Annotated in this window: 10 protein-coding genes; 6 read left to right on the top strand and 4 right to left on the bottom strand. The window is 64.9% G+C overall.

All coding sequences use genetic code 11. The features are described 5' to 3' along the window. The first annotated feature begins 27 nt into the window (after window positions 1-27). Entirely contained in the window at window positions 28-372 is a 345-nt protein-coding gene (locus tag KHN93_RS08730; protein ID WP_016903378.1) for a response regulator, read from the top strand. Window positions 373-412: 40 nt separating this feature from the next. On the opposite strand, the gene KHN93_RS08725 is transcribed toward KHN93_RS08730, so the two are convergent. Then, window positions 413-3271 (bottom strand): hybrid sensor histidine kinase/response regulator, encoded by a 2859-nt coding sequence (locus KHN93_RS08725; protein ID WP_212579397.1) that lies wholly within the window; start codon window positions 3269-3271, stop codon window positions 413-415. Between the two features lie 418 nt (window positions 3272-3689). Here KHN93_RS08725 and KHN93_RS08720 point away from each other — a divergent pair, with 418 nt between their 5' ends. The 4 genes from KHN93_RS08720 to KHN93_RS08705 all read left to right on the top strand — a co-directional run bounded on the left by KHN93_RS08720 (window position 3690) and on the right by KHN93_RS08705 (window position 8491). Then, the gene (locus KHN93_RS08720) at window positions 3690-4154 is read left to right on the top strand and encodes a MarR family winged helix-turn-helix transcriptional regulator (protein ID WP_016903380.1); all 465 of its coding nucleotides are present in this window, start codon (window positions 3690-3692) and stop codon (window positions 4152-4154) included. 37 nt (window positions 4155-4191) lie between these two features. Further along, window positions 4192-5376, top strand: a complete 1185-nt coding sequence (locus KHN93_RS08715; RefSeq protein ID WP_212579396.1) for an FAD-dependent monooxygenase — start codon at window positions 4192-4194, stop codon at window positions 5374-5376. A 414-nt stretch (window positions 5377-5790) separates the two neighbouring features. Then, window positions 5791-7902, top strand: a complete 2112-nt coding sequence (locus tag KHN93_RS08710; RefSeq protein WP_212579395.1) for a methyl-accepting chemotaxis protein — start codon at window positions 5791-5793, stop codon at window positions 7900-7902. A gap of 172 nt (window positions 7903-8074) precedes the next feature. Then, entirely contained in the window at window positions 8075-8491 is a 417-nt protein-coding gene (locus KHN93_RS08705) for a hypothetical protein (RefSeq protein WP_167704121.1), read from the top strand. 10 nt (window positions 8492-8501) lie between these two features. On the opposite strand, the gene pdxR is transcribed toward KHN93_RS08705, so the two are convergent. Next, window positions 8502-9968: a MocR-like pyridoxine biosynthesis transcription factor PdxR gene (gene pdxR / locus KHN93_RS08700; protein WP_244812223.1), complete on the bottom strand. Its 1467-nt coding sequence runs from the start codon at window positions 9966-9968 to the stop codon at window positions 8502-8504. A 218-nt stretch (window positions 9969-10186) separates the two neighbouring features. On the opposite strand from pdxR, the gene KHN93_RS08695 reads away from it, so the two are divergent. After that, window positions 10187-10618 carry a carboxymuconolactone decarboxylase family protein gene (locus KHN93_RS08695; protein WP_104559204.1) on the top strand — a complete coding sequence of 144 codons (432 nt, stop codon included), beginning with the start codon at window positions 10187-10189 and terminating at the stop codon, window positions 10616-10618. A 234-nt stretch (window positions 10619-10852) separates the two neighbouring features. Here KHN93_RS08695 and KHN93_RS08690 read toward each other — a convergent pair whose 3' ends face one another. Both KHN93_RS08690 and KHN93_RS08685 read right to left on the bottom strand, forming a co-directional pair. After that, window positions 10853-11245, bottom strand: coding sequence for a hypothetical protein (locus KHN93_RS08690; protein WP_374057720.1), 393 nt, complete (start codon window positions 11243-11245; stop codon window positions 10853-10855). Window positions 11246-11320: 75 nt separating this feature from the next. Further along, complete coding sequence (locus KHN93_RS08685) at window positions 11321-11677, bottom strand: hypothetical protein (RefSeq protein WP_146092494.1); 357 nt, start codon at window positions 11675-11677, stop codon at window positions 11321-11323. Between the last annotated feature and the right edge of the window lie 248 nt (window positions 11678-11925).

Raw genomic sequence — 11925 nt, 5'->3', positions numbered from 1 at the left:
AATCACGCATCATGTAACGCCCGTATCTTGTTGGTCGAAGACGACGATGCCATTCGTGCGATGACCGCAGATATCCTGGGTGACGAGGGCTATCAGGTCATCGCGTCGCCAGATGCCGAGCAGGCGCTGGAGCAGCTCAACCAGGCGCGTCCGTTCGATCTGCTGCTGTCCGATATCTGCCTGCCCGGCATGAACGGGCGCGACCTTGCCGACAATGCGCGCCGTCTGTATCCCGCCCTGCCCATCGTGTTCATGACCGGCTATGCCGGGTCCATTGCCAAACGCGCGGATTTTCTCGATACCGGCATGCGTCTATTGACCAAGCCGTTTTCGTTGCGCGACCTGCTGGGCATCGTGCAGACCGCGCTGTAAGCAAGCCCGACCCAATCATCGCCAGGCCTGCATGCAGGCCTCAGTGCGATTTGCGCTCCAGCAGCTGCGCCACGCGGCGTTCCAGGTCCACGGCCAAAAACGGCTTGGTCAGCACCTCCATGCCCTCCTCCAGTTGCCCGGCGCCCACCGCCGCGGTTGCCGCGTAGCCGGTGACGAACAGCACGGGCAGCGTCGGCCGCGACTGCCGCCCCGCGTCGGCGACCTGACGTCCGTTCAATCCGCCGGTCAGGCCGACGTCGGTCACCAGCAGATCGATCGTCTCCTGCGAGCGCAGGCGCTCCACTGCGGCGCTGCCTTCGGCGGTCTCGATGACGCGGTAGCCCGCTTCGCTCAGCACTTCGGACATCAGCACGCGGATCGCGGTTTCGTCTTCCACCAGCAGCACCGTGCAGCTTGGCGCGGTGGAACGCAGCGGTTGCTCGGTCGCCGGCACTGCCTCGTCCTGCGCCAGCACGCCATCGAAGCGCGGCAGGTACAGCGCCATCGTGGTGCCGACGCCCACCTCCGAATCGATGCGCACGTGGCCGCCGGACTGGCGGGTGAATCCGTAGATCATCGACAAGCCCAGACCGGTGCCCTGCCCGATCGGCTTGGTGGTGAAGAACGGCTCGAACACCTTGGACATCACATCGGCGCTCATGCCGGTGCCGGTGTCCTGCACGCTCAGGCACACGTACTCGCCGATCGGCAGGTCCAGCTGCTGGGCGGCGCCGGCGTCCAGCACCCGGTTGGCGACGGCGATGGTGAGCTCCCCGCCATCGGGCATCGCATCGCGCGCGTTGATGCACAGGTTCAATAGCGCGTTTTCCAGCTGCGGCGCATCCACCAGCACTTTCCAGGGGTCGGCTGCAGGGCGCAGCCGCAAGGCGATCGAAGGCCCCAGCGTGCGCGCGATGATGTCGTGCATGCCCTGCACCAGTGCCTGCACGTCCAGCGCGGTGGGCGCCAGGGTCTGCCGGCGCGAAAACGCCAGCAGCCGCTGGGTCAATGCGGTGGCGCGCGCGGCGCTGGATTGCGCCATTTCCACGTAGCGCTCCAGGCGGTCGTACTTGCCCTGTTCGATGCGCGTCTGCAACAGCTCCAGACCGACGCTGATCGCCGTCAGCAGATTGTTGAAGTCGTGCGCCAGCCCGCCGGTCAGCTGGCCGACCGCCTCCATCTTCTGGCTCTGGCGCAGCTTTTCCTCGGCCAGCAGCAGCGCCGCGCTGCGTTCGCGCACGCGCTCTTCCAGCGTTTCGGTCAGCTGGCGCAGCTGCTGTTCGGCCAGCCGCTTGTCGGTGATGTCGGCAGCGGTGCCGAACCACTCCACGATCTGCTCGCGCTCGTCCAGCAGGGGAATCGCGCGCATCAGGGTCCAACCCACCCGCTGATCGGCATCCAGCACGCGGTATTCCACATCCAGCCCGGTCTTGTTGACGATCGAATGCGCAATGGCTTCGGCCAGCCGCGCGCGATCGTCCGGGTGCACCATCTCCTGCTGCCAGTTCAAGCTTGCCGAGAGCGCATCGCTCAGCGCCCCCTCGCCAACCAGCTGGCGAAGCTCGCGCCAGTCGGCGCTGGCCGAGAAGATCGACTGCGAGGACGCGCGCACCAGCGCATCCAGCCGGCGCTCGCTCTCGCGCAGGGCTTCGCTGGCCAGCCGCTCGGCGGTGCGGTCGCGCAGCACCTTGACAAAGCCGATCGCCGCACCGGTTTCGTCGCGCAGCACCATCAGCGACCCGTTCGCCCAGAAACGCTGGCCGGACTTGCGCACATGCCAGCGCTCGTCCATGCCGCTGCCGCTTTCCAGCGCCGCCGCCGCCTCGATCAGGATCTGCCGGCGCTCCACATCTTCCGGGGTGAAGGTGCGCTCCAGCGTCTGGCCCAGCATTTCGGCTTCGCTCCAGCCCAGAATGCGCTGCGCGCCTTCGTTCCAGGACGTGACCAGGCCGTGCAGGTCGGTGGCGATGATCGCGTAGTCCATCACGCTGTCCAGGATCTGCCGGTTGCGCACTTCCGCCTCGCGCACCGCGCGTTCCAGGCCGATGCGGTCGGTGATGTCCAGGCCCTGCACGAAGATGCCGGAGACGGTGCCGTCGGCGCCGGCGATCGGCTGGTAGACCAGATCCAGCAGGCGTCGCTCCACCGGGCCGCCCGGCTCGGCCTGCACGTTATAGGCCAGCGCATTGGCCGCATAGGCACGCCCGGACTGGTACACCTCGTCCAGGCGATGCAGATGCCCCTGCTCGACCAGATCCGGCAAGGCCTCGGCCAGCGGCTTGCCGATCACGTCGCGGTGCCCGATCAGGCGCGAATAGCACGGGTTGGCGAACTCCACCCGATGTTGCGGACCGCTCAGGAACGCCATGAACATCGGCGCCTGCTCGAACAACCGGATCAGCCGCTCGTGCTCATCGGCAAGCCGGTTTTGCGCCACCTTGCGGTCGGTGACTTCGTTGGTGACGCAGAACGCGCCGCCCACACGTCCATCGTCCAGATAGATCGGCGAGAACGAGAACGTCCACCAGGTGTCTTCCGGCGTGCCGTAGCGGTTCATGCCGATCGGCACTTCCTCGAAGCGCGAGGCGCGCCCCGCGAACGCGGCCTCGATTGGCGCACGCACCGCCTCCCAGGCATCGGCCCACAGTTCCTGCAGCGGCGCACCCAGCGCATGCGGCTGCCGCGGCCCCAGGATCGGCGTATAGGCATCGTTGTAGAAGAAGGTCAGCGCATCGCCCCACACCACATACATGCTTTCCGGCGAGCTGAGCATCAGGCTGACCGCATTGCGCAGCGGCGACGGCCATTGCGTGGTCGGCCCCAGCGTTGTTGCGGCCCAATCGTAGGCGCGCACGGCTTGCGCCATGGCGCTGTCGCCATACGGAAACGGCGCGCTCATGCGGCGCCCGATCGTGCTGCCGTCCAGCGGCAGTCGTCCTGCGTGCAATGCGCAACGCGGTGCGCGGCCGGCTTACCAATCACCCAAACAAGCATCTTTGACGAACCATTGAAGAGGAACCAGGGGCCAACGCCGCGCATCGCCGGCTGGCAGGATCGGACCAGGCCGACCTGCCGGCCTGACCTGCCACCAGCGCCATCCGGCATTGCCGTGGGCGCCCTGCCCGGCGTGCAGCGCCCGCCTACGTTACAACACTCAGGTGACGATGCCTGCTGACTGCGCGCCGGCCCCACCATGGCGCACGTTGCCGCGCGGCAGCCGGCATGGATGTCTCGACGCGGCGCGCAGGCAATGCCCCGTGGTGCGCGTGCCCGGATAAAATCGCGAGATGGCCGAAAGGCGTGGCACGGTAACGCAGATGCAGGATCGCGACGTACTCATTCACCCACTGGCTGCGGTCGCACCGGGGTATCTGGCCAACCATGCTGCGCGGGTCTTCAATCGTCTGGTGGATGCGCAACTGCGGCCGCATGGCGTGTCGCTGGCACTGATCGGGCCGATCATGCTGCTGTCCTGGAAAGGGCCGATGCTGCAACGCGATCTGGTGATCGACTCGGCGGTGAAGCAGCCGGCAATGGTGGCCCTGCTGGACAAGCTGGAGGGCCTGAAGCTGATCAAGCGCTCCCCGGCGCCGCAGGACCGCCGCGCTGCGGTGGTCTCGCTCACGCCGCGTGGGCGCAAGATCGCCGAGATCGGCGGCAAGATACTGATCGATCTCAATGCCGATGCGCTGAAGGACTTCTCCCCCGAGGAGGCGCAGCAGACTGTCGCGTTCATGCAGCGCCTGATCGCCAACCTGGAGCAGCGCGACCGAGACATGTAATATCACTTCTGATATTTATTCTTCCGGGTGATCTGTCATGGCGTGTCGCATCCTCATCACCGGCGCAAGCGTCGCCGGCAACAGCGTGGCCTGGGCGCTCGCCCGGCAGGGGTTCGACGTCAGCGTCGGCGAGCAGACCGCGCAGTTTCGCGATGGCGGCCAGAACATCGACGTGCGCGGGGTCGGCCGCGAGGTCCTGCAGCGCATGGGCCTGGAGCAGGCCGCACTCGATCACGGCACCGGCGAGGAAGGCACCGCCTGGGTCGACGACCACGGCCATGCGGTGGCGACCTTCAAGACCGACGACATGGACGGCGATGGCCCGACCGCAGAACTGGAAATCCTGCGCGGCGATCTCGCCCGCCTGCTCTACGACGCCGCCCGCCAGCAGGCCGAGTACCTGTTCGGCGACCGCATCGCCAGCATCGATGACGACGGCGAGGCTGCCACCGTCCACTTCCAAAGCGGACGCAGCGACCGCTTCGATGCCGTCATCGTCGCCGAAGGCGTCGGCTCGGCCACGCGCGAGCTGCTGTTCCCCGGCGAGAACGACCCGCGCTGGATGGATCTGACCATCGCCTACTTCACCATCGCACGCACCGCCGACGATGACCGCCTGTGGCGCTGGTATCACGCCACCGGCGGGCGCAGCATCTCGTTGCGCCCTGACCAGCACGGCACCACGCGCGCCATGCTGTCGCTGCAGAAAGCCCCCGAGGGCGAGCAGGACTGGGATATGGCGACCCAGAAGGCCTATCTGCGCGAACGCTTCGCCGACGCCGGCTGGCAGGCTGCGCGGGTGCTGGACGGCATGGACACCACCGACGATTTCTACTTCGATGCCTTGCGGCAGGTGCGCATGCCGCGCTGGCACGCCGGCCGCGTCGTGCTGACCGGCGACGCGGCCTGGTGCGCAACCCCGCTGGCCGGCATCGGCGCCACCCTGGCGGTCACCGGCGGCTACGTGCTGGCCAACGAGATCGCACGCGCCGCGACGCTGGAACAGGCCTTCGCCGCCTACGCCGACGCCATGCGGCCGATGGTGGAACAGGGCCAGGGCGTACCGAAGATCGGCCCGCGCCTGATGAATCCACACAGCCGGCTCGGCATCCAGCTGCTGCACGGCGCACTGAAATTCGCCAGCCAACCCAGCATCCAGAACATTGCCGCCAAGCTGATGACGCCGTCGATGAAGGCGCCGGATCTGTCGCGCTATGACTGAGGCCGTCTGAATCGGCGGCTGTGCTGCGGTGGCGGCACGGTGCGTGCTGATCGACGCCTGCCATCGGCCGCGGCTCCGGCGCTGCGGCCGTCTCCACGCCTCGGCCACTCGCTGAGCCTGAATCCGCTTCTGCCCTGGCGCTGACCGGCACCAAAGCGCAGCGCTGCGGCCGCGACCGGTAGCTTGCGTCCTGATCGCCCTGGCCTGACGGCATTGCGAAGCCAACCGTGGATGAATCCTGCCGCGGCGGACGGTTTCATTTCCGCTGACGCAGGCCGCTAACGAACAGGTCGAGACATCCTTCGTGCAGCGGCGACGCTGCCGACCCCATCGGTGTCCCGGGCGCATCGCCTCCCAGCTGTTGCTGGGATTCTCCCCGCTCTTCCGCTCGCCGGATCACCGATCAAACTCCCTATGTCCCTGCTTTCGAATCTGCGCATCGGTCAGCGCCTGGCCCTCGGCTTCCTCGCGATCATTGTCCTGATGGTGATCCTCACCGTCGTCGGCATCCAGCGCGTACGCAGCATCGACCAGCAGCTCACCGCCATCAACGAAGTGAACAGCGTCAAGCAACGCTATGCGATCAATTTCCGCGGCAGCGTGCACGACCGCGCGATCGCCCTGCGCGATGTCGTGCTGCTGGACGACCCCGCAGACCGGCACACGGCAGAACAATCGATCGACAAGCTCGCCGCGGACTACGCCCGCTCCGCCAAGCCACTGGACGACATGATCGCGGCCTCCACGGACGCGGAAGAAAAGGCCATCCTCCAGCGGATCAAGGCCATCGAACAGCGCACCATGCCGTTGATCACGCAGGTGCGCGCGTTTCGCGATGGCGCCGACAAGCCGCATGCCGAACAACGCCTGCTGCAGCAGGCGCGCCCCGCCTTCGTCGCCTGGCTGGCCAGCATCAACGCCTTCATCGACCTGCAGGAGGCCAAGAACCGCGCGGCCGCCAAGGACGCGGTGACCACCGCGCGCGGCTTTGCAATGCTGATGGTGGTCTCCACCGTCATCGCCTTGCTGCTGGGCGCCACCATCGCGTGGTTGCTGACCCGCAGCGTGGTGCTGCCCTTGCGCCAATCGCTGCGACTGGCCGAGCGCATCAACGACGGCGACCTGCGCAGCCAGGACCTGCCCACCAGCAAGGACGAACCCGGCCAGCTGCTGCGCGCCATGCAGCAGATGCAGCGCCGCCTGCAGGATGTGATTTCCGCCCAACGCAGCATGGCGGCCCGCCACGATGCCGGCGAGATCAGCTACCGCACCGACGCCCAGCAGTTCCCCGGCGAATACGGGCACATGGTGCAGGACACCAACGCCTTGGTGCATGCGCACGTGCAGACTCAGCTGCGCATGACCGAGGTCATGGGCAGCTATGCCATCGGCGACCTGGCCCCCGAAATCGAGCAATACCCCGGCGAGAAAGCCGCCATCACCGCCACCATGCAGCAGGTCAAGCAGAACCTGCGCGCCATCAACGCGCAGATCCAGCAGCTCACCCAGGCTGCCTGCGCCGGCAACTTCGCGCTGCGCGGCCAGCCGGAAAAGTTCGAACACGACTTCCGCCTGATGGTCGAAAACCTCAACACCATGATGGCCACCTCCGACACCAACCTGGCCAGGTTTTCCGACCTGCTGCGGTGCATCGCCGATGGTGACCTGACGGTGCGCATGACCGGCAACTTCCACGGCGTGTTCGCCTCCATGCGCGACGATGCCAACAGCACCGTGCATCGCCTGACCGACATCGTCACGCATATCCAGACCACCTCCAACAGCATCGGCTTTGCCGCCGAAGACATCGCCAGCGGCAACCAGGAACTGTCCCGCCGCAGCGAACAGCAGGCCGCCAGCCTGGAAGAAACCGCCGCCTCGATGGAAGAACTCACCTCCACCGTCAAGCAGAATGCCGAGCACGCCGGCCGCGCCAACCAGCTCGCGCTGGGCGCCGCCGCCATCGCCTCGGAGGGACGCGACGTGGTCGGCCAGGTCATCGAACAGATGTCCGGCATCGAAGCCTCGTCCAGGCGTATTGCCGACATCATCTCGGTCATCGACGGCATCGCCTTCCAGACCAACATCCTCGCGCTCAATGCCGCCGTCGAGGCCGCACGCGCCGGCGAACAAGGCCGCGGTTTTGCCGTGGTGGCCTCGGAAGTGCGCACCCTCTCGCACCGCTCATCGGACGCCGCCAAGGAGATCAAACGCCTGATCGACGACTCCGTGCAACGCGTCGCCGACGGTGCAACGCTGGTGCACAAGGCCGGCACCACCATGGGCGAGGTCGTCACCAGCGTCCAGCATGTCACCGACATCATGGGCCACATCTCCGCCGCCTCGCAGGAACAGGCCGGCGGCATCGAACAGGTCAACCTGACCATCGCCCAGATGGATGAAACCACGCAGCAGAACGTCAGCCTGGTCGAAGCCGCGAGCACGGCGGCCCGTTCGCTGGAAGCGCATTCGACCCAGCTGACGCAGGCGGTCGAGGTGTTCAAGGTCAATGCCTCGGTGATCTGACTGGCCGGGTGGCGCGATCCTTAGTGACTGGCCGTATTGCTGCCTACTCTCGCGCAATGCTGACACTTGCGCGAGCGCACCATGGCGAAATGACGCTGCATCGCATTGATGTGGTCGCTACATCCGCACAGTGCACCGAAGACACCAGCTTGCATCTCCACAACACACGGGCATGATTGCCGCCATGGAACGTCTCCGCCCCGTCCGCACGCTGGTGCTTGCAACACTTCTGGTCGCCTGGCTTGCCGCGTGCGCGGCGGCTGGCCCCATTGCCAGCCAGCCCATCGAAGGCCCGGTACGGCTGGGAGAAATCGCGTCGGTCGATGGCCCCAAGGTTCGTCCCGACCGCGTCATCGAAGACAGCCGTTGCCCGGCCGGGGTGCAGTGCGTCGTGGCGGGCCGGTTGATCGTCAGGGCCACCGTGCTCGGCGGCGGCTGGTCCAAACAGATCGATCTCACGCTTGGCATCCCGGTGCCTGTGGCCGATGGCCAGTTGACGTTGGTCGCCGCCACTGCCCCGCCAGCAGACTCGGCAACGGCCGCCGCGTCGGACATGCGCTTCACCTTTCGCTTTCAGGGCGGCCGTTGATCAAAGTGCTTCAGACCCGGGGCGATGCAGCACGAACGCGAGGCCCTGCAGGCGCCCACACGTCATCCAGCGCTGCTCGTAGCCGTTGAACCGAGGCGTACGCGTGTTCTTGCGTTGCAAAGCCTGAGAATCCCATCAGCAAACCGCCCGACGATGAGGGGCGCATTCGCCACCTGCTCAATGCCTGAAGTGGCAGTCCATGTGCTTGGGCGGCCTGCGCCAGCAGCGCATCGCTTTGCCCTGTCGCCGGATAGGCCAGCACCTGGAGTCCGCCGGCCTGAGGCTGGATCGCCATGCGGGAGCCAAAGATATCGGTGAGCGCATCGACCAAATAGCTGCGCCGCTGACTGTAGAGTGCGCGCATCTTGCGCAAGTGACGGGAGAAGTGCCCTTGCTCCATGAACTCGGCGACCGTGGCCTGTGACACGAAGGATCCCACGCCGCCAAGCTGCCCGGCTGCATCGATGAAACGTTCGGTCTGGGCCTTGGGGACAACCAGATAGGCCAGGCGAAGACCAGGGAAAAGCACCTTGCTGAAAGACCCCGTATAGAGCACGCGCGCATTGTCATCCAGGCTACTGAGCGCCGGGAGGGGCCTGCCTTGGTAACGAAATTCGCTGTCGTAGTCGTCTTCTATCACCCATCCATTAGCCTGGCTGGCCCAGTCCAGCAGTTGCAGGCGGCGAGGCAATGACAGTGCCACGCCCGTCGGGCTTTGATGGGCAGGTGTGACCACGGCGAATCGCGCCGCAGGGCTTTGCTTCAGACCTTCGCCTACGTTCAAGCCCTCCTCGTCTACTGACACCGGCTGCAGCTGCATCCCGGAGCGCTGCAGAAACTGGCGGGCGAACAGATAGCCCGGATCTTCGTACCAGCCGACATCTCCTGTTTTCAGCAGGGTGCGACAGATCAAGTCCAGGGCACCCGGGTAGCCTGCGGTCACGAACACCTGCTCGTATGTGCAGGCAACGCCTCGAGCGCTGGCCAGGTAGTTGGCAATCGCACGGCGTAGCGGCTCATAACCTGCCGCTTCGGGGTAGCCCATGGCTGCCGTATCCAGCGAGCGCAGGTGACGCCCCGCCAGGCGTTTCCACACCTTGCTGGGGAATGCATCGAACGCCGGCACGCCGAGTTGGAAAGGCCTGCTGAGCACGCCTGCAGACGACGCATCCAGCGAAGGCACCGCGCGCAGCGGAGGGTGACGTTGACGCCGGCCAGCGCCCACGCTGCATGCCATGGGCGACACCACGGTTCCGGCTGGCCCCCTGGTCAGAAGGTAGCCCTCACTCACGAGCAGCTCGTAAGCCTTCTCTACCGTTCCCCGCGCAACCCCTACTTCGCTGGCAAGACTGCGCACCGAAGGCACCCGGTCACCCGGGCGCAGCCCGCCTTGCGCAATTGCGTTTCGGTAGCGCCAATACAACTGCAGAAACATCGGCAAGTCGCGCGCCGGCTCGCACTGCCCCCTGTCACTCATGCCCTACTCAACTCTTCAATTCTTGCCCCATCCAGCTGGGACATCAGTCTCCTAAAGTAGCCGTAGTCGCACAAGATGCGGCTGAAGTTCCGCCGGGCACCCGAGCATTGCTCGCCGCTCATCCCTGTTCTGCGGCCTCATTGGCGCAGCGGCAGCGTCAGCGGGTTTGCCTCCTAAAAACGGCTGCTTGCTGCCACTGACTCAAGACTGGATTCTGCGTGAAAACACTTCGTTTGCCTTACCAAACCCTATCTCCAGATGCCTACAAAGGATTTGGCATCACCAAGAAGGCACTGGAGCAGAGCAGCCTCGGCAAGCCCCTGATTGAACTTGTCTACCTGCGCGTTTCGCAACTCAATGGCTGCGCCTTTTGCCTGGAAATGCACGCTGCTGCGCTACGTGCCGGCAGCATGCCCGACGCCAAGTTGGACAGCCTGGCCGGGTGGCGGGTGAGTCCGCATTTCAGCGAACGTGAGCGCCTGGCCCTGGGGTGGACCGAGTCACTGACAGATATTGCAAATAGCCGAGCACCTGACGATGACTTTGCTCTTCTGAAAGCTCATTTCAGTGACGCCGAGATTGCCGACCTGAGCTTTGCCATCGCGCTGATGGCCGCATTCAATCGTTTGGCGATTGGCATGCGTCAGTAAGCTCCAGCGCTTCAAGGCAAGCTGCCCGCCCTGTCACGCAACGCTGATAGCCGCCAAGGCTCAGAACAGGAGCTTGAGGACCGGCTAGAGTCCGGCGCCAGCACACTGCACTGCTGGCGACTGCTCATTGTTGCCTTCGCTGATCCAGGCGCGGCGTATGACTACGCTATGCATTGGATGGCCAGGTGCTGTGTATCGAGCGGAATGGCAAGCTCTGCCTTGCAGTAGCCCGGGCTAGGATTGCCCTCTGGCCTGGGGAAAACAGCGCTCCATTCGATCCGTCCACGCTGCCAACTGCTCAAGCGTATACGCCTCGATCGGCTTTGCCATTGTCGAGGAGGCCTTGTGTTGCGAAACGGTCGCAACCAAGGAGGAGGAAAGGCGATCCCAACAACGCATCAGCAGCACCGGCGATGGATGCGAAGCAACCAGGGCCTCAAGCACCGCGCCTTGAGCCACCCTTGCTGCCTGCAGGTCACTCAAGGCATCCACAACCGCTGTCATCCATTGCTCGTTCAACTGCTCCATACCTTTCAACAACGCTGTGGGAAGCGCATAGCGTATCCGGATCCACATGTCCTTGGTGGTGCGTTTTGCCAGTCGGCGCAAACACAGCTGAACAAGCAAGGTGATGCCGAGTTCAAGCAGAGCATTGCATGACAGACGTCAGCGGTTGCCGACAGCTAACGTAGTTTCTGCAACCTAGAACCATGGCTTGAAGAGATACATGGCAGGACGAAACCACGCTGGTTGGACGATGATCGATGCCACCTGACGTTGAGCGCGGCAATCAATGCTCAAGCTGTGATCAGGCAACTCAAGACGGATGGCGAAGGCACCAAGGACATCGTCATTTCGGAGCGATGTGCAGTCCAACCTGAAACGAATCCCCAGCCACCACCAGAAAATGAAATGAGAGCATGGAGCGGCTGCCAACTGAAAAGCTGTGCTGATGCAGACCTTGCTTGGACTCAATGCAAACCCGCCAGCGATGAAGGTCGAAATCCAGGCGCTGCCAGCAGCGTCTTCACCGCACACGGCGACATCGGCCGGCCCCACTTCAATGTGCGGATCACGGTCGAGCGCCTGAAACAGCGCATGTCTCTCCCTCTCGCAGTCAGCAACCCATGCCCTCTGGCACAGGACGCTTGTCGTTCCCGTGGTTACCGTTCGAGGACCTACTCGATCCTTCGTCCAGCATGTTTCAACAAGGCTCCTCAAGCGCACATCCCCGCCCGGGCATTCCTGCACTGGGACATCCTCTGGCACGCATCGCAGCGATCGCTGTCATCCTCGCACTGGCGCAC

This window comes from Xanthomonas arboricola pv. juglandis (assembly GCF_905367715.1).
GTDB lineage: Bacteria > Pseudomonadota > Gammaproteobacteria > Xanthomonadales > Xanthomonadaceae > Xanthomonas > Xanthomonas arboricola.
Note: the sequence above shows the minus strand (reverse complement) of the source record. Positions and strands in the feature narration are given on the sequence as shown.